This window comes from Rhodococcus sp. NPDC003348 (assembly GCF_053589375.1).
In genome coordinates this window covers 27,045-47,779 of record NZ_JBSFRT010000018.1, presented here as the reverse complement: position 1 = coordinate 47,779, position 20,735 = coordinate 27,045, and the positions used below count along the sequence as shown (strand labels likewise).

At 67.1% G+C, this 20,735-nt stretch carries 2 protein-coding genes (1 of these 2 only partly in view); both read left to right on the top strand.

Annotated elements, in window-relative coordinates:
* Positions 1–537 precede the first annotated feature (537 nt).
* Positions 538–18,234, top strand: a complete 17,697-nt coding sequence (locus ACWDU4_RS13980; RefSeq protein WP_450114508.1) for a non-ribosomal peptide synthase/polyketide synthase — start codon at positions 538–540, stop codon at positions 18,232–18,234.
* Positions 18,235–18,407: 173 nt separating this feature from the next.
* A protein-coding gene (locus ACWDU4_RS13975; RefSeq protein WP_450114507.1) for a non-ribosomal peptide synthase/polyketide synthase crosses the window boundary here: on the top strand, positions 18,408–20,735 show its 5' portion. The gene runs 25,989 nt beyond the window's last position; the window shows 2,328 of its 28,317 coding nt (coding positions 1–2,328); the start codon lies at positions 18,408–18,410; its stop codon lies beyond the right edge, outside the window.

Sequence of the window (20,735 nt, the reverse complement as noted above, 5' to 3'; positions counted from 1 at the left end):
GCCATGACCTGCGCAAACGGCGTAGGTTCCAGCTGCTGGACCTCGCCGGAGGGCGGTTCGGGTTCGGTTGAGCGGTCAGAAGTTGGACGCTTGTCGGGGGAACTCGCCAAACCACCTCGCCAGACGTGGTGAACGCGGTAAGTTGCCTCGTGCGACGGGTGGCAACCGCTTCCGTCGTGGTCGGTAAGACCGCCGAATCGGCGGGGTGATTGTCTTTCGGGAGGGCGATCTGTGAGCACACAATGGAGCGTCGGACACCGTGTGCTGTGTTCCACCACCGTCGCGAATGGTTCCGCCGCGGTGGCGTACCCCCGGCGGGATTCGCCGATTCGGGCGTGGGGGCATAGTCAGGCCCGCTGACCGCGATTTCGCGCCGTCGGCGCACACATTCAGCCGCGATCGGCTTCCTTCTTGACGAAAAATCCATCTCGGCTCGCCATGTCTGTGGTCGCGCGAGCCATGCCGGCGGTGCGCCGGGCCCGCGATGCCGAGATGGCTGTGGGAACTCGTGAAGTGTTCCGGAATTAGGGGTATCAGTTGACCGCCATCGAAGGTTTCGACAGCACGGATTTCGACAGCACCATCCAGGCCGACGGTGTCGAACCGGTGGATGTGTTCCCGCTGTCAGCCGCGCAACTGGGCATCTGGTACGCGCAGCACGTCGACCCCGAGGTTCCGATCAACATCGGCCAGTATGTCGACCTGCGCGGACCCCTGAACGCCGCGGTGCTCGAGCAGGCGTGCATCATCGCCTCCCAGGAAATGGAGACCGGCTACCTGCGGCTGGCCGAATTCGACAGCGTTCCGCAGCAGATCGTCGACCGGACCATCGTCGACCACGTGCAGATTCTGGACCTGCGGGGCGAGTGCGATCCGATCGGTGCCGCGATGGAGTGGATGCGCGCCGACCTCGCGGCCCCCGTCGATCTGCTCACGGATCGACTCATCGCCGGCGCGTCGATTCGTGTCGAGGACAACCGGTACTTCTGGTACTCGCGGGTCCACCACATCGCGCTCGACGGATTCGGCGCGATGACCTACATGAACCGCGTCGCCGAGGTCTACACGGCGCTGCTCGAGGACCAGGACATCCGGCCCGGCAAGGTGTGGACACTGCGCAATCTGTACGAATCGGAGATGGCCTATCGCGAGAGCGCGCGATTCGCCACCGATCGAGAGTACTGGGCACAGCAGATCGCCGGCATGGAGGAGGGGACCAGTCTCGTCTCCCGCACCGCGGCGCCCGCGGCGGTCAACGGCATCACCTCCGCCGCCCTTTCGGACGAGTCCGAGTCGGCGCTCGGCGCCGCCGCGGGACGGCACGGGTCCTCGCCGTCCGCGCTGCTGATTGCCGCCTTCGCGGCCTACCTCGCGCAGACCACCGGCAAGGAGGACGTCGTCCTCAGCCTCCCCGTGACTGCGCGAACCACGGCGATCATGCGCAACTCGGGCGGCATGCTGTCGAATGTGGTGCCGCTGCGGGTGAAGGTTGCCGGCGACACCACCGTTGCAGGTCTGCTGGCCGTGGTCGGATCCGCGGTTACCGGTGCACTGCGGCACCAGCGCTACCGCCACGAGGACATCCGCCGCGACTCGGATGCCACCAACATGCAGCGCGACCTCCTCGGCCCGCTCGTCAACATCATGTTGTTCCACGAGGAGGTCACGCTCGGATCGGTCGTCGGTGCGTTCAACATTCTCTCGACGGGCATCGTCGAGGACCTGGCCGTGAACTTCTACCAGAGCGTCGCGGGCACACGGACCCACATCGACTTCGAGACCAACCCCAACCTCTACACCGACCGTGAGGCCGGCGCACACCATGCGCGGTTCCTCGCCTTCTTCGACGCGTTCGTCCGGTCCGCGTCCGACCGGCGGGTGTGGGAGATCGATCTCCTCACGGCCGCCGAGCAGGAGCAGGTCCTCGAGACCTGGAACGACACGACGCACGACGTCGCGGATGGCACGCTGGTCTCGCTGTTCGACGCCCAGGTGGCGCGGACGCCGGACGCGGTGGCGCTGTCGTTCCAGGGCGAATCGCTCACCTACCGGGAGTTCGATTCCCGGGTCAACCGGCTCGCGCGGAAGCTGATCTCGATGGGGGTCGGGCCCGAGTCGCTGGTGGCCGTGGGTATGAGGCGTTCTCTCGAGATGCTCGTGGGCATCTACGCCGTCGTGAAGGCCGGCGGTGCGTACGTTCCCGTGGATCCCGACCAGCCGGCCGATCGGATCGGGCACATCCTCGACACCGCCGACGCGGTCTGCGTGCTCTCCACGACCCGCGACGAGTTCACGGCGCCGGAGGGGCGAACGGTGCTGTGCATCGACGCGGTGGACCTGTCGGACTGCGATCCGACACCGGTCCAGGATTCGGAACGCATTTCGCCGCTTCGGTCGTCCAACAACGCGTACGTCATCTTCACCTCGGGTTCGACCGGCCGACCGAAGGGCGTCGCGGTCGGTCACGACGCGATCGTCAACCGCCTGGAGTGGATGCAGGCCGAGTACGGGCTTGCCGGCACCGACGTCGTGCTGCAGAAGACCCCGGTAACGTTCGACGTTTCGGTGTGGGAGTTGTTCTGGCCGTTGCAGATCGGAGCGCGGTTGGTGATCGCGGTGCCGGACGGGCATCGTGATCCGCTCTACCTCGCCCAGACCATCGCCGACGAATCGGTGACCACGATCCACTTCGTGCCGTCGATGCTGGCGGTGTTCGTCACTGCTGCTGGTGAGCTGGAAGGTGGCACCGAATCGTTTGCTGTGCAGGCGAAGTCGCTGGTCCGTGTGTTCGCCTCCGGCGAGGCGCTGCCAGGGTCGACCGCTGCGGCACTGCGCGAGGTGGCGCCGCAGGCGCGGCTGCACAACCTGTACGGGCCGACCGAAGCCGCGGTCGACGTGACCTATCACGAGGTCACGGCTGCGGACGAGGTCACCGTGCCGATCGGTGCTCCGGTCTGGAACACGGCGCTGTACGTTCTCGACGCCCGACTGCGACCGGTGCCGGTGGGTGTTCCCGGCGAGCTCTACCTCGCCGGTGCACAGCTCGCGCGGGGCTACGTCGGCCGCGTCGATCTGACCGCGGACCGATTCGTGGCCAACGTGTTCGAGCCGGGTGCGCGAATGTACCGGACCGGAGATCTTGTCCGGTGGAACGAGTCGGGTGAGCTGGAGTACCTGGCGCGTACGGACTTCCAGGTGAAACTGCGCGGCCAGCGGATCGAGTTGGGCGAGATCGAGGCGGCGCTGGTCGCCGATGTGCGAATCGCTCAGTCGGTGGCGATGGTGCGGTCCGACCTGGGTGCGGGTGATCACCTGGTTGCGTACGTGGTGCCGGTGGCCGGAGCGGTGCTCGACGGTGAAGCGCTGCGTTCCGGGTTGGGATCGGTCCTGCCGGCGTACATGGTGCCCTCGGCAGTGGTGGTGCTCACGGAACTCCCGTTGAACGCGTCGGGCAAGTTGGACCGCAAGGCGCTGCCGGCTCCGGTGATCACCACCGGAGCCGCCGACTTCCGGGCGGCTCGAACCCTCTCCGAGGAGATAGTGGCCGGAATCTTCGCAGACGTGCTTGGCCTCGAGCGCGTCGGTGCCGATGACAGCTTCTTCGAACTCGGTGGTGACTCGCTGATCGCCAACCAGGTCGTGTCCCGGATCGGCGCGGCTTTCGGTATCCGGCTCGGCGTGCGGGCGCTCTTCGAGGCGCCGACGGTGTCCGGACTCGCCTCTCGAATCGATACGCAGTCCGGGACCGACGAGAACCGGCTCGAACTGGTGCGGCGTCCGCGACCCGAGATCGTTCCGCTCTCGCTCGCCCAACAGCGGATGTGGTTCCTCAACCAGTTCGACCCGTCGGCGGGCACCTACAACCTGCCCTTCGTGGTCCGGCTGTCGGGGCAGGTGGACAGCGCGATGCTCGCAGCGGCCCTCGCCGACGTGGTCGAGCGGCACGAGACGCTGCGCACGGTGTTCCCCGACTCGCCCGGCGGACCGCACCAGGTCGTGATTCCCGCTGGGGACATCACCCTGCTCGGTCCGACCGAGCGGGTGACCGAAGAAGAGCTCCTGACGCGCCTCGCCGGCTTCGCCGGCGGCGGCTTCGACATCAGCACGGAGATCCCGATCCGGATCCGTGTCTTCGAGCTGACGGACTCCCACGACGGAGCCGACGGATCCCGTGAGTTCGCGGTCGGGATCGTCGTTCACCACATTGCGGCGGACGGTGTCTCGCTCGCTGTGCTGGCCAGGGACCTGGTGGCGGCATACACCGCACGACTCAGCGGAGAAGCGACTGCGTGGCAGCCGCTGGCGGTTCAGTACGCCGATTACACGCTCTGGCAGCGCGAGCGGATCGGCACCGCGGAAGACCAGGATTCGTTGTCTTCCAAGCAGATCGAATTCTGGCGTGCCGAGCTTTCCGGTGTGCCCGACCAACTGGATCTGCCAACGGACCGCCCGCGTCCGATGGTGCAGTCCTTCCGCGGAGGGCGGTTGCGCTTCGAGATTCCGGCGCAGACCTACGAGTCGCTGGCCGGCTTCGCCCGGGCGCAGGGTGTCACACCGTTCATGGTGACGCACGCGGCGCTGGCGGTGTTGCTGTCGCGACTGAGCGGCACGTCCGACATCGCGGTGGGTACCGTCGTTGCGGGTCGCGGTGAGCAGGCCCTCGACAACCTGATCGGCATGTTCGTCAACACGCTGGTGCTCCGCACGGAGGTGGACGGTGGGTCGTCGTTCCTCGACCTGCTGAAGCAGGTGCGCGATCGCGACCTCGCTGCTTTCGGACATGCCGACGTGCCGTTCGAGCAGTTGGTTCAGGCGCTCAACCCGGCGCGTTCCACGGCTCGTCACCCGCTGTTCCAGGTTGGCCTGTCCTTCGAGAACATGGAACGCGCCGAGGTGGCACTGCCCGGGCTCACCGTGACGGCCGACGAGGTCCGCGTCGACCTGTCGAAGTTCGATCTGCAGTTGACGATCGCCGACCGACCACGCGGCGCTTCCGTGTCCGAGGGCGTGGCCGCGGAGTTCGTCTATGCGCGGGACCTGTTCGACGAGTCCACCATCGCCGGATTCGCGGCTCGGTTCCTTCGCATCGTCGATTCGGTGCTCGCGGACCCGGCGATGGCCGTGGGTGACGTCGAGATCCTCGACCCCTGCGAGCGGGCCGATCTGACCGAGCGGTGGGGACGCGGGCTTCCCGGGGCCCGGGCCGCGCTACCGGTGCAGCGCACTCTCGCACAGATCCTCCGAACCGGTCCCGAGTCGGATCCGGACCGTGTCGCGGTGGTCGGGGACGGCGGTCGGGAGCTGACCTACCGTGAGCTCGACGAGCGTTCCTCGCGGCTGGCCAGGGTTCTGATCGGGTTGGGTGTGGGTCCCGAGACCGCCGTGGCGGTGGCAGTTCCGCGCTCGATCGAGTCCGTGCTTGCGGTGTGGGCCGTCGCGAAGTCGGGTGCCGCGTTCGTTCCCGTGGATCCGAACTATCCCGCGGACCGAGTGACGCACATGGTCACCGATTGTGGTGCGGTGCTCGGAGTCACGGTCGGCGCGCACGCGGATCGGTTGCCCGCAGTGGTTCCATGGCTGGCGCTCGACACCGAGGAGATCGAATCACGTTGCGCTGCTGAAGCAGCGGCGCCGATCGTCGATGTCGACCGGATTCGTCCGTTGCGGCTGGAGAATCCGGCGTACGTCATCTACACGTCGGGGTCCACCGGCCTGCCCAAGGGTGTCGTCGTCACGCACACCGGCCTCGCGAACTTCGTGGAGTACCAGCGGTCGGACTACCGGATCTCTGCCGCCGACCGAACACTGCATGTCGCGTCGCCGAGTTTCGACATCTCGATCAACGAGATGCTGCTGGCGGGAGCCTCCGGCGCGACGCTGGTGATCGCTCCGACCACGGTCTTCGGCGGCGACGAGCTCACGGACCTGCTGCGCCGTGAGCGGGTGACCCATGTGTTGATCACCCCGGCCGCGCTCGCGTCGGTGGATCCGAACGGTCTGCCGGATCTGCGGTTCGTCGGGGTCGGCGGCGAGGCGTGCCCGCCGGAGTTGGTGGCGCGCTGGGCCGGCGACCGGGTGTTCGTCAACGGCTACGGCCCTACCGAGACCACGATCGTCGTCACGAGCACCGCCCCGCTGGTGCCGGGACAGCCGGTGACGGTGGGTCCTCCGGTGTGCGGGGTGCGGGCGATGGTGCTCGACAACCGGCTCGGGCCGGTGCCGGTCGGTGTGACCGGTGAGCTGTATCTGGCGGGTCCTGCGTTGGCCCGCGGGTATCGGGGTCGGCCGGAGCTGACGGCGGAGCGGTTCGTCGCCGATCCGTTCTCGCCGTCGGGTGAGCGGATGTACCGCACGGGTGACCTGGTGCGGTGGACCGCGGACGGGGAGCTGGACTACCTGGGGCGCGGCGACTTCCAGGTGAAGGTGCGGGGCTTCCGGATCGAGCTCGGTGAGATCGATTCGGCGCTGTCGGCGTTGCCGGGGGTGGAGTTCGCGGTCACGGTCGGGCACGACGGCGCGGGCGGGACCACGTCGTTGGTGTCGTACGTGCTCGGTGCGGACGGGGCCGATCTCGATCCGGCGGCGTTGAAGGTGGCGCTGGCGGAGTCGTTGCCGTCGCACATGGTGCCCGCGGCGATCATGCCGTTGGAAGCCATCCCACTCACGCCGGTGGGCAAGCTGGACCGGAAGGCGTTGCCGGAGCCGGTGTTCGAGTCGCGGCCGTTCCGTGCTCCGTCGACTCCGGTGGAGGAGACGGTGGCGGGTGTGTTCGCCGAGGTGCTCGGTGTCGAGCGGGTCGGCGCAGACGACGACTTCTTCGAGTTGGGTGGCAACTCGTTGATCGCCACGCAGGTGGTTGCTCGACTGGGTGCCGCGCTCGATGCGTCGGTGCCGGTGCGGGTGCTGTTCGAGGCGTCGACAGTCGGTGCGTTGGCATCGGCGGTGGCCGGGATTGCGGGTACGGGTGCTCGGCCGGTTCTGGTGGCGCGGTCGCGTCCGGAGCGGGTTCCGTTGTCGGTGGCGCAGCAGCGGTTGTGGTTCCTGAACCGGTTCGATCCGGAATCTGTCGCTTACAACCTCCCCGCAGCGATCTCATTGACCGGCGACCTGGATGTCGCGGCACTGGGGCTGGCTGTCAGGGACGTGCTCGAGCGGCACGAGGCGTTGCGGACCGTTTATCCCGAACTCGACGGCCAGGCATGGCAGGTGGTGGTGCCCGTGGCGGATGCCGCTCCCGCGCTGACGCCGGCACCCGTGGACGCGGCCGACCTCTACCCCGCCCTGGTCGAGGAATTCGCCGTCGGGTTCGACGTCACCACACAGGTCCCCCTGCGAATCAGGCTGTTCCAGACCGCGAACCGTGACTACGTCCTGGTGATGGTTGTGCATCACATTGCGGCGGACGGTCTCTCGATGGGCCCGCTGGTGCGGGACGTGATGGCGGCGTACGTGTCGAGGTCTGCGGGTGTCGCGCCGGCATGGGCTCCGTTGCCGGTGCAGTACGCGGATTACACGCTCTGGCAGCGTGAGGTGTTGGGTTCGGAGGAGGATCCGGACTCGCTCGTGTCCGCGCAGCTCGACTATTGGCGGCAGACACTGACGGGGCTACCCGAGCAGTTGGACCTCCCGTCCGATCGGCCGCGGCCGGCGGTGGCGTCGAATCGTGGTGCCACATACTCGTTCTCGGTCGATGCGGACCTGCATCGGCGTCTTGACGCGCTGGCTCGGCAGCAGGGCGCGTCCTTGTTCATGGTTGTGCATGCGGCGCTGTCGGTGCTGCTGGCTCGGTTGTCGGACACCGGTGACATCGCGGTGGGTGCGCCGGTGGCGGGTCGTGGTGACGCGGCGCTCGATGATCTGGTGGGGATGTTCGTCAACACGTTGGTGTTGCGGATGCAGGTGGAGTCGTCGTCGTCGTTTGTTGATGTGTTGGCTCAGGCGCGTGAGGTCGACCTGGGTGCGTTTGCTCATGCCGATGCTCCGTTCGAGCGGTTGGTCGAGGTGTTGGCGCCTGCGCGGTCGCAGGCACGGCACCCGCTGTTCCAAGTGATGCTCTCGTTGCAGAACCAGGCGCAGACCGACCTGGAACTCCCTGGCCTGAGTGTCCGGGTGCTCGACTACGACGAGCAGGTGTCGAAGTTCGACCTCCATCTCACCCTCACCGATCAGGTGGGTCCCGGCGGTGAGTTGTCCGGAATCCAGAGTGAGCTGACCTACGCCACGGACCTTTTCGACCGCTCGACCGTCGAGGAGTTCGCCCAGCGCTTCGTACGTGTGCTCGACGCGGTCGTGTCCGCACCGGCCACCGCAGTGGGAGACATCGACCTGCTGACCGATGTCGAGCGCGGCCTTGTGGTCGACAGGTGGAACGCAACGGCACAGCCGTTCGCCGAAGCGACGTTGGTCTCGTTGTTCGAGGAGCAAGTGGCGCGGACGCCCGGTGGGGCGGCACTGTCGTTCGACGGTGAGTCGGTGACGTACGGCGAGTTCGCATCGCGGGTGAATCGTCTCGCCCGATACCTGATCTCGGTGGGTGTGGGTCCGGAGTCGCTGGTTGCGGTTGCGATGCGCCGGTCGTTGGAGATGCTGGTCGGGATCTATGCGGTGCAGGCTGCCGGTGGTGCGTACGTACCCGTGGATCCGGATCAGCCGGTGGAGCGCGCCGGCCACATTCTCGATTCAGCGGACCCGGTGTGCGTGTTGACGACGGCTCGTGACGGGTTTGCCGGCGCCGGGGACAGGTCCGTGCTGTGTGTGGACGCGCTCGAGTTGTCGGGGCTGTCGGATGCACCGGTGTCGGATGCGGATCGGCTCGGGCGGCTGCGCCCGGAGAGCACGGCGTACGTGATCTTCACGTCGGGCTCGACGGGTCGACCGAAGGGCGTGTCGGTCAGTCATGCCGCGATCGTCAACCAGGTCGACTGGATGGCGTCTCGCTACGAGTTCGGCGTCTCGGACATTGTGCTGCTGAAGACGCCCTTCACGTTCGACGTGTCCGTGTGGGAGCTCTTCGTGCCGTTGGTGACCGGTGGCTCCGTGCACATTGCCGAGCCGGACGGCCATCGCGATCCCGAGTACCTCGCCGGCGTGATCGCCGAGCGTGGCATCACGGCGACGTCGTTCGTGCCGTCGATGCTGTCGGTGTTCCTCGACGTGCAGTCGGCGATCGGTGTGTCGTCGCCGGGTGCGCTGCGGCACGTGTTCGCGGCTGGTGAAGCGTTGCCCGCGGAGACGGCGGCCCGTTTCGCCGCTGTCTTCTCGGCGCAGCTGCACAACCTGTACGGACCGACGGAGGCGGCGGTGCATTCGACGCACCGCCACGTCGACGGCACCGAGTCCGTGTCGGTTCCGATGGGTGCGCCGGTGTCGAACACCCAGGTGTACGTGCTCGACGCGCGCCTGCATCCGGTTCCGGTTGGTGTGCCCGGCGAGTTGTACCTGTCGGGCGCGCAGCTTGCGCGTGGGTACCACGGTCGAGTGGACCTCACGGCCGATCGGTTCGTGGCCGGTCCATTCGGTGACGGTGAGCGGATGTACCGCACCGGTGACCTGGTTCGGTGGACCACGTCGGGCGAGCTGGAGTACATCGGTCGCACGGACTTCCAGGTGAAGCTGCGAGGCCAGCGCATCGAACTCGGCGAGATCGAAGCGGCACTGCTCGCCCAGCCGACCGTGTCGCAGGCGGTTGCGCTGGTGCGCGAGGATGCCGGGTCCGGTCAGCGACTCGTCGCCTACATCGTGTCGGCGGGTGACGCACCGGCCGAGGCTCGGGTGCTCGATGGCGCGTTGCGGGCAACGTTGCCGTCGTACATGGTTCCGGCCGCGTTCGTCATGCTCGACGCCTTCCCGTTGAACGCGTCCGGCAAGCTCGACCGGAAGGCGTTGCCGGAACCGATGTTCGAGGCGCGGGAGTTCCGCGCTCCGTCAACCCCGCTCGAGGAGATCGTGGCCGGGGTGTTCGAGCAGGTACTCGGTGTCGAGCGCGTTGGTGCCGACGACGACTTCTTCGAACTCGGTGGCAACTCGTTGATCGCCACCCAGGTGGTGGCACGGCTCGGGGCTGTTCTCGGTACCAAGATCGCCGTCCGCATGCTCTTCGACACGCCGTCGGTCGCGGCGCTCGCGCTCGCGGTTGACGGGATCGACGACCAGGGTGCAGAAAGAACTCCGCTGGTCGCAGCACCTCGCCCCGAACGCATTCCACTGTCCACCGCACAGGCGCGGATGTGGTTCCTCAACCGATTCGACACCGCGTCCGGGGTCAACAACATTCCGTTCGCCGTGCGACTGTCCGGCGAAGTGGATGTGCCCGCTCTACAGGCTGCCGTGCGGGATCTGCTCGAGCGTCATGAGGTTCTGCGGACGCTCTACCCTGCAACGAACGAGGGTCCGTCGCAGGTGATCGTGGCCGCCGATCAGGTCCTTCCGGACCTGACGCCGGTGTCGGTGTCCGAAGCGGATCTGTTCGCCCGGGCTGCCGAGTTGGCGTTGGCGGGATTCGACGTCACCGACCAGGTGCCGGTACGGGCACAGCTGTTCCAGACTGCGGAGACCGAGTTCGTCCTGGTGATGGTTGTGCATCACATTGCGGCGGACGGCTTCTCGATGAGGCCGTTGGCGCGGGACGTGATGGCGGCGTACGTGTCGAGGTCTGCGGGTGTCGCGCCGGCATGGGCTCCGTTGCCGGTGCAGTACGCGGACTACACGCTCTGGCAGCGTGAGGTGCTCGGCTCCGAGGATGATCCGGAGTCGTTGATCTCGGCGCAGCTGGGTTACTGGAAGCAGGCCTTGGCGGGGTTGCCGGAGCAGTTGGATCTGCCGTCCGATCGGCCGCGGCCGGCGGTGGCGTCGAATCGTGGTGCGACGTATTCGTTCGTGCTCGATTCGGGGTTGCATCAGGCTCTGGACGCGTTGGCGCGGCAGCAGGGTGCGTCGTTGTTCATGGTTGTGCATGCGGCGTTGTCGGTGTTGTTGGCTCGGTTGTCGAGCACGGATGACATCGCGGTGGGTGCGCCGGTGGCCGGTCGTGGTGACGCGGCGCTCGACGATCTGGTGGGGATGTTCGTCAACACGTTGGTGTTGCGGATGCAGGTTGATTCGTCGTCCTCGTTCGTCGATGTGTTGGCTCATGCGCGCGAGGTCGATCTGGGTGCGTTCGCTCATGCGGATGCTCCGTTCGAGCGGTTGGTGGAGGTGCTCAACCCGGCTCGCTCGCAGGCACGGCACCCGCTGTTCCAGGTCGCGCTGTTCTTCCAGAACCTCGGCCGAACGGACCTCGAACTGCCCGGGCTCCGCGTGGCACCACTCGAAGTTGATGCGCAGGTGGCGAAGTTCGACCTGCAGGTGACGGTGGCGGAATCCGCCGACGAGACCGGAGCCGTCGCCGGTCTGGCGATCGATCTCACCTATGCGACGGATTTGTTCGATGAGGGTTCGGTTGCGGAGTTCGGGCGTCGGTTCGTTCGGATTCTGTCTGCGGTGACGGCGGATCCTGGGGTTGCTGTCGGTGACGTGGATTTGTTCGATGGTGCCGAGCGGGTTCGGGTGTTGGATCGGTGGAACGATTCGGCGCATGTGTTGCCGGCCGGTGAGTTGCTGTTGGATGCGTTCCGGGCGCGGGCGGCGGCGGTGCCGGATGCGACGGCGGTGGTGTTCGAGGGTGAGTCGCTGACGTATGGGGAGTTCGCGTCGCGGGTGAACCGGTTGGCGCGGGTGTTGATTGCGTCGGGTGTGGGGCCGGAGTCGTTGGTGGCGTTGGCTGTTCGGCGGTCGTTGGATCTGGTTGTGGGCATGTATGCGGTGCTCGAGGCTGGTGGCGCGTATGTGCCGATCGATCCGGATCATCCTGCGGAGCGGATCGGTCACGTTCTCGATACGGCTGATCCGGTGTGTGTGCTGACCACCGGGCGGGATGGTTTCGATGCGGCAGGGGACAGGTCTGTCCTGTGCATCGACACGGTGGATGTGTTGGGGTTGTCGGATGCTCCGGTGACCGATGTGGACCGGGCTGCTCCGTTGCGGCCGGGGCATCCGGCGTATGTGATCTTCACGTCGGGGTCGACGGGTAAGCCGAAGGGTGTTGCGGTTCCGCACGGTGCGATTGTCAACCAGATGCGGTGGATGGAGGACGAGTACTCGTTCGCTGCGGAGGACGTGTACCTGCAGAAGACGGCGACGACGTTCGATGTGTCGTTGTGGGGGTATTTCCTGCCGTTGCGGGTGGGTGCGACGTTGGTTGTCGCGACGCATGACGGTCATCGGGATCCGGTGTATGTGGCGGATGTGATTGCGGCGCACGGGGTGACGTTGACCGACTTCGTGCCGTCGATGTTGACGGTGTTCGCCGAGTACGCGCCTGCGTCGTCGTTGGTGTCGTTGCGGGATGTGTTCGTGATCGGTGAGGCGTTGCCGGCGGAGACGGTGCGGGCGTTCGGGTCGGTGTCGTCGGCGCGGGTGCAGAATCTGTACGGGCCGACGGAGGCGGCGGTGTCGATCACGTATGCCGATGTGACGGACGTGGTTGCCGGTGGGGTGGTGTCGATCGGGCGTCCGCAGTGGAATTCGCAGATGTATGTGCTCGATTCGCGGTTGCATGCGGTGCCGGTGGGGGTTCCGGGTGAGTTGTATCTGGCGGGTGCGCAGTTGGCGCGGGGGTATTACCGGCGGGTGGATCTGACGTCGGATCGGTTCGTGGCGAATCCGTTCTCGTTGTCGGGTGAGCGGATGTATCGGACCGGTGACCTTGTCACGTGGAGTGCGTCGGGTGAGTTGAACTACATCGGGCGTACGGATTTCCAGGTGAAGTTCCGTGGTCAGCGGATCGAGCTCGGTGAGATCGAGACGGCGTTGCTGGCGGATGGTGCGGTGAGCCAGGCGGTCGTGCTGGTGGTGGCGACGGCGACTGGTGATCAGTTGGTCGGTTATGTGGTGCCGTCTGCTGGTGCGGAGTTCGATGTCGCTGCGGTGCGGGCTGGTCTCGGTGATCGGTTGCCGTCGTACATGATTCCGTCGGCGTTGGTTGTGTTGGATGAGTTCCCGTTGAACTCGTCGGGGAAGTTGGATCGTAAGGCTTTGCCGGATCCGACTTTCGAGGCGAGGGAGTTTCGGGCGCCGGCGTCGCCTGTCGAGCGGGCTGTTGCTGAGGCGTTCGGGGAGGTGCTCGGGGTCGGGCAGGTCGGTTTGGATGACGACTTCTTCGAGCTCGGTGGTAATTCGTTGGTGGCGACGCAGTTGGCGGCTCGGCTCGGGGCTGCGTTGGACATGCGGGTGCCGGTTCGGGATTTGTTCGAGGCGTCGACTGTTGTTGCGTTGGCGGCGCGGTTGGGTTCGCAGGCTGGTAGTGGTGGTCGGGTTGCGTTGGTGGCGGGGCCTCGTCCGGAGCGGGTGCCGTTGTCGTTGGCGCAGCAGCGGATGTGGTTTTTGAATCGTTTTGACACGTCGTCGGCTGCGTACAATATTCCGTTGGCGATCCGGTTGTCGGGCACCCTCGACACCGAGGTGCTGGAGATCGCACTCGCGGACGTGGCCAGCAGGCACGAGACGCTGCGCACCCACTATCCCGAGACCGCGGAAGGGCCGATCCAGGTCATCGCGGCGCCCGTGGACGCGGTCCCGACGCTGGGGCGGGTAGTGGTGGATGCCGACGAACTGCGGCAGCGGTTGTTCGAGCTCGCAACCACCCGGTTCGACGTGACCGCCGAGGTTCCGCTGCGCGTCACCCTGTTCCAACTCGCTCCGACCGAGTACGTGCTCGCCGCCGTCGTGCACCACGTCGCCGCCGACGGCGCATCCATGGCGCCGTTCGTCACCGACATCATGACCGCCTACACGTCGCGCCTCGGCGGCGCCGCGCCGGCATGGGCGCCGCTGCCGGTGCAGTACGCCGACTATGCGATCTGGCAACGTCGGATGCTCGGAGACGAGGGTGATCCCAGCTCCGTCGCGGGGCAGCAGATCGATTTCTGGCGGCGCACCCTCGCCGGTATCCCCGACCAGCTGAACCTCCCGAGCGACCGGCCCCGGCCTGCGGTTCGGTCCAACCGGGGAGGTCGGGTCGCTTTCGAGCTCGACGCGCGCCTGCACCGTGAGCTGGCAGAGTTCGCTCGTTCCGCAGGGGCGACCGTGTTCATGGCCAGCCACACGGCACTCGCGGTGCTGCTGGCCCGGCTGTCCGGTACCGACGACATCTCCGTCGGTACTCCTGTCGCCGGACGTGGAGACGCCGCGATGGACGGGTTGATCGGCATGTTCGTCAACACCCTCGTCCTGCGCACCGCTGTCGACGGAGCCGCCTCCTTCGCCGAGCTGCTCGCCGCGGTGAAGGATGCCGACCTCTCGGCGTTCGGTCACGCCGATGTGCCGTTCGAGCGCCTCGTCGAAGTGCTCAACCCCACTCGGTCCACCGCCCGGCACCCGTTGTTCCAGGTCGGTTTCTCGTTCCAGAACCTCGCGAAGACGAGCCTCGAACTGCCTGGTCTGGCCGTGTCCGCGCTCGAGGTGGACAACGGCATCACCCAGTTCGATCTGCAGCTTTTCCTCGTCGAACGGTTCGACGCCGACGGCGCCCCCGACGGCGTGGAGGCGATGTTCCATTTCGCCACCGACCTGTTCGATCAGTCGACGGTCGAGCGTTTTGCGGATCGATTCGTGCGGATCGTCGAGGCCGCCGTCGCGAACCCGGATGTCGTGGTCGGTGACATCGACCTGCTCGACAGCGTCGAGCGTGACCGACTGATGGTGGACTGGAACGAGACTCGGGCCGACGTTGCGGACCGGACCCTGGCAGACCTGTTCCGCGCGCAGGCCTCCGCCACCCCGAACGCGCCGGCATTGTGGTTCGAGGGAACGGAACTGAGCTACCGGGAGTTCGACACCCGGGTCAACAGGCTTGCCCGCGCGCTGATCGAACGCGGTGTCGGACCGGAATCCCTTGTCGCGCTGGCCATGCGTCGCTCGATCGACCTCGTCGTCGGCATGTACGCGGTGGTCCAGGCAGGTGGCGCGTACGTGCCGATCGATCCCGATCAGCCGGCGGAACGGACGGGTCACATTCTCGACACGGCGGCACCGGTCTGCGTGTTGTCCACCGCCCGAGACGGTTTCGACGGCGCAGGGAACAGGTCTGTGCTTCTCCTGGACTCCGACGACCTCACCGGTTTCGCGACCGGGCCGGTGCAGGACTCCGAGCGGGTGCGGCCGTTGCGGCCGGAGAACCCGGCCTACGTGATCTTCACTTCCGGCTCGACGGGCAGGCCCAAGGGTGTCGCCGTGAGCCATGCGGCGATCGTGAACCAGCTGGAGTGGAAGACCGCCGCGTTCGGGCTCGACGGCTCGGACTCGGCGCTGCTCAAGACCGCGGCGACATTCGACCTGTCGGTGTGGGAGTTCTGGTCACCGTTGGTCTCCGGCGGCCGGATGGTCATCGCCCGGCCCGGCGGGCAGCAGGACCCCGAGTACCTGCTCGACCTGCTGCGGGCTCAGCGGGTGACCACGTTGCACGCGGTCCCGTCCACGGTTGGGATGCTCTCGGCCACGGCGTCCGGTGCGGCGCTCTCGAGTTCACTGCGTCGCGTGCTGGCGATCGGCGAGGCCCTCCCCGCCGCCTCGGCACAGGACTTCCGTGCGGTGAACTGCGGCCGCCTGTTCAACCTGTACGGACCGACCGAGGCCGCGGTGTCGGTGACGGCACACGAGGTGACCGACGCCGATGTCGTCTCGGTGCCGATCGGTGTCCCGGAGTGGAACACGCGGGTGCACGTACTCGACGATCGACTCAACGTCGTTCCCGTGGGCGTCGCAGGGGAGCTCTACCTGGCCGGCACCCAGCTCGCGCGGGGCTACCACGGGCGGGCGGATCTGACGGCCGACCGCTTCGTGGCCAACCCGTTCGGTGCGCCGGGCGAGCGGATGTACCGGACCGGCGACCTGGTGAGCTGGCGACCGGACGGCGGACTCGAGTACCTCGAGCGCCGCGACTTCCAGGTCAAGGTGCGTGGATTCCGGATCGAGCTCGGTGAGATCGAGGCCGCCCTCGCGCGCGAAACATCTGTTGCCGCTGCGGTGGTGGCCGCCCGCTCCGACGAGCGTTCGGGTGATCGCCTGGTGGCATACGTGGTGCCCGCCGACGGGGCCTCGGTGGACACCGCCGAGCTCAAGGCGGCGGCCACACGGGTGCTACCGAGCTACATGGTTCCCGCCGCCTTCGTGGTTCTCGAAGCACTTCCGCTGAACATCAACGGAAAGATCGACCGGAAGGCGCTGCCGGATCCCGAGTTCGAGGCTGCCGAGTTCCGGGAGCCGACCACGGAGACGGAACGACTGGTGGCCGGAACCTTCGCCGAGGTGCTCGGGGTCGACGTGATCGGTCTGGACGACGACTTCTTCGCGCTCGGCGGCAACTCGCTGATCGCCACCCAGGTCACTGCACGGCTGGGAGCGGCGCTGGACACCCAGGTGCCCGTGCTCTGGCTGTTCGAGACGCCGACGGTGGGTGACCTGGCGTCCCGGGTCGCGGAGACCGCGGGATCCGGGGCCCGGGTTCCCCTGCAGCCGATGCCGCGTCCCGACAGCATTCCGCTGTCGCTCGCACAGCAACGGATGTGGGTGCTCAACCGGATGGCGCCGGACTCGGCGGCCTACAACGTTCCTGCGGCGATCCGGTTGTCCGGTCTGCTGGACGTGCCTGCACTCGAGGCCGCCCTCGCCGATGTCATCAGCAGGCACGAGGTGTTGCGGACGGTCTACCCGGACGGCACCGCCGGCCCGGAGCAGCTGGTGCTTCCGCCGTCCGAGGCGACCCCGACGCTGACGCGGGTCGCAGCCACGGAGCAGTCGCTGCCTGGCCTGGTTCTGGAGATGGTGACGTCGGGATTCGACGTGACGGTCGACCTGCCGGTGCGTGCAAGGCTGTTCGAGCTCAGCCCCACCGAGCACGTCTTCGTCGTGATGGTGCATCACATCAGCGCGGACGGGTTCTCGATGGGTCCCCTCACCCGGGACGTCATGGTCGCCTACTCCGCTCGGGTGGACAGGCGGGAACCGGGGTGGGCGCCGCTCGCCGTCCAGTACGCCGACTACAGCCTGTGGCAGCGACTGGTCCTCGGCTCAGAGGACGATCCGGACAGCCCGTTGATGCGGCAGATCGGCTACTGGCACGACGAGCTCGCAGGTCTGCCCGAGCAGCTCGAACTTCCGACCGATCATCGGCGGCCTGCCCGGCAGTCGATGCAGGGAGCGGCTTTCCACTTCGACGTCGATCCCGAGCTCACCGGGAAGCTGGCACAGCTGGCGCGTGACCACAACTCGACCGTGTTCATGGTCGTGCACAGCGCATTCGCGGTGCTGTTGGCGAAGCTGTCCGGGTCGACGGATATTGCGATCGGCACCCCGGTTGCCGGCCGCGGCGAACAGGTTCTCGACGACCTGGTCGGGATGTTCGTCAACACCGTGGTGTTGCGGACCGAGGTCGGATCGTCGATGTCCTTCGCGGAACTGCTCGCGCAGGCACGGAAGAAGGACCTCGCCGCCTTTGCGCATGCGGACGTGCCGTTCGAGCGCGTCGTCGACGTCGTCGGCCGGGAACGGTCCTCCGCCTACTCGCCGCTGTTCCAGGTGCTGTTCGCGTTCCAGAACATGGCGGTGACGTCGCTGCAGCTCCCGGGCCTCGAGGTGGCGCTGATGGAGAGCGGCTTCGAACAGGCGAAGTTCGACCTGCAACTGACCGGTTCGGAACAGTTCGACGACCTCGGCCGACTCGTCGGGCTGCACATGCAGTTCACGTACGCGACCGACCTGTTCCTCCCGGAGACCGTCCGACTGTTCGCCGGCCGGTTCGTTCGCATCCTGGAGGCGGTGGTCGACCCTTCCGTCGTCCTCCGGAGCATCGACATCCTCACCGACGAGGAACGGTCCCGGCTCGCCCAGAAGCCGGCGCTGACAGTGCGGGATCTGCCGGAACTGGTGGCCGCGGCGGCGGCTGCGGAACCGCATGCGATCGCCCTGAGCCACGACGGCACCGACGTCACCTACGGGCAACTCGGGGCCAAGCTCGCGGCGGTCACGAAGGCCATGGGGGCGACCCTCAAGCCGGAGGCGTTGGTCACCGTGTCGCTGTCCGGATTGCTGCCCGGAATCCTGCCCGCACTCGGTCCGGAAGGCCACGCCAGGGCACTCGAATCGCTGATCAGTGCGTCTCGGTCAATTGTTCAGAAAGCGCAGTTCGATACCGGGTCGTGACCCTATAGTTCAGCGGACGGAGCCGGGTCGCACCGGACCTGTTGGCATGCGCATCGCCGGTTCGTCAATGCCGGTTCGTCGTGCCGGTTCGCAGTTGTTTTACGGGAGGTTTGGGCTAGATGTCGGGTGTTGAGCCGCGGGGGCACTCCCTTGCTGTCGAAGATTTGCCACGGTTGATTGCGGAGGTTGTCCGGCTCGAACCCGATCGCTCCGCGATCGAGCACGCCGGCACCGGTGTCAGCTACCGAACACTGCACGCGGAGCTCGAGAGTCTCGATGCGGCCATGGGAGGCGCGCTCGGGCCCGATGCGCTGATCCCGGTGGTCCTCTCGACGCTGCTGCCGGGGCTCGACGAGACCGTGGACGACGGCATCGCGACCGTCCTGGACCGACTGTTCCTGGACGTGAGCGAGGCAACCGGCACGCGCGCCGTCGCACCGCGCACCCTCGCGACCCTGTTCGACGAGCAGGTCGCGCGCACGCCGGACGCGATCGCGCTCGAGTTCGACGGAGCCGCGATGACCTACGCGGAATTCGATGCCCGTGCTAATTCCCTGGCGCGCAAGCTCATCGAGTCCGGAGTCGGTCCCGAGTCGATGGTCGGACTTGCCATGCGGCGCTCGTTCGACCTGTTGGTCGGCATGTACGCAATTGTCAAGGCCGGCGGTGCCTACGTGCCACTCGATCCCGACCACCCGGCGGATCGCATCGGATACGTGCTCGACGTCGCCCAGCCGACCGCGGTCCTGACAACTGCCCGAGACAATGTGTCCCTGCCCCCGACGGGGACCGTGTTCGAGATCGACACCCTCGACGTATCCGGATACTCGGGCGCCACCGTCACCGATGCGGACCGACGCTCCCCGCTGTCGGCGGACGGCGTCGCCTACGTCATCTTCACGTCCGGTTCGACCGGACGGCCGAAGGGCGTTGCCGTCGGTCACCGTGCCATCGTCAACAACCTGCTGTGGCGGCAGTCCGAGTACGGCTTCACCGCCGACGACGTCTTCCTGCAGAAGACGCCTTTCACCTTCGACGTGTCGGTCTGGGAACTGTTCCTGCCGTTGTTGGTCGGCGCCAAGTTGGTCATCGCCACCCACGAGGGGCATCGCGACCCGGCCTACCTGGCCCGCACCATGATCGAACACGGAGTGACCGTCGCTCACTTCGTTCCTTCGATGCTGTCGGTCTTCCTCGCGGAACCGGCTGTGCGACAGGTCGATTGCCTGCGGATGGTGTTCGCCTCCGGAGAGGCGCTGCCTGCCGACGCAGCGGCCAGATTCAGGGCAACTGTCGCGGCGGACCTGCACAACCTGTACGGACCGACCGAGGCCGCCGTCGATGTCACCTACCACCGGACGAGCGAACGGGACGGCACTGCGATCCCGATCGGATCCGCGGTCGCGGAGACCGAGCTCCTCGTCCTCGACGACGGGCTGCGTCCGGTGCCTGCCGGCGTGCCGGGCGAGCTGTACCTGGCGGGTGTCCAGCTCGCGCGGGGCTACGTGCGGCGACCGGAACTGACCGCGGACAGGTTCGTCGCGAACCCGTACGGCGAGCCCGGCGCCCGGATGTACCGCACCGGTGACCTGGTGCGGTGGAGCACCGCAGGTGGCGTCGGTGGCTCGCTGGACTACCTGGGACGGATCGACTTCCAGGTCAAACTCCGTGGTCTGCGCATCGAGCTCGGCGAGATCGAGTCGGCGCTCCTCGCGCGGAGCGAGGTCGCGCAGGCGGTGGTCGTCGTCCACAACGACCCGAATCTCGGCGACCATCTCGTCGCCTACCTGGTCGCCGAACCGGGTGCCGCCCCCGACCATCGAGAGCTGACCGCGGACCTCAAGCAGCGGCTGCCCGACTACATGGTGCCGTCGTTGTTCGTGGTGCTGGACGCGTTCCCGATCAATTCCAGCGGCAAACTCGATCGCAAGGCGCTGCCTGCGCCGGACTTCTCGTCGCTCGCCCGTGAGTACCGGGCACCGAGCACCCCCACCGAGGAAACCCTCGCGGAGCTGTTTGCCGACCTGCTCGGTCTCGAGCGGATCGGCGTGGACGACGACTTCTTCGAACTCGGTGGCAATTCCCTGATCGCGACTCGGGCGATCGCGAGGGCCAATGCGGACTTCCGCGTCCGGATCGACGTGCGCGAGTTCTTCGACGCGCCGACGGTCGCCGAGCTCGCCGTCGTCATCGACGGTGCTGCGGTCGCGTCGACCGGCCCTCTGCTCGGGTCGCTCGACCGCCCCGACCGAATTCCGTTGTCGCTGGCCCAGTCCCGGATGTGGTTCCTGAACCGGTTCGACACCGAGTCGGGCGTGAACAACATTCCGATCGCGGTGCGCCTCTCGGGTCGCGTCGACGAGGACGCCATGCGGGCGGCCGTGGCGGACGTGGTGGGCAGGCACGAGGTGCTGCGCACGATCTATCCGGAGACCGAGAACGGTCCGATCCAGCTGGTTCTGTCGACAGACCAACCGGTTCCGGAACTCGTGCCGACGAGG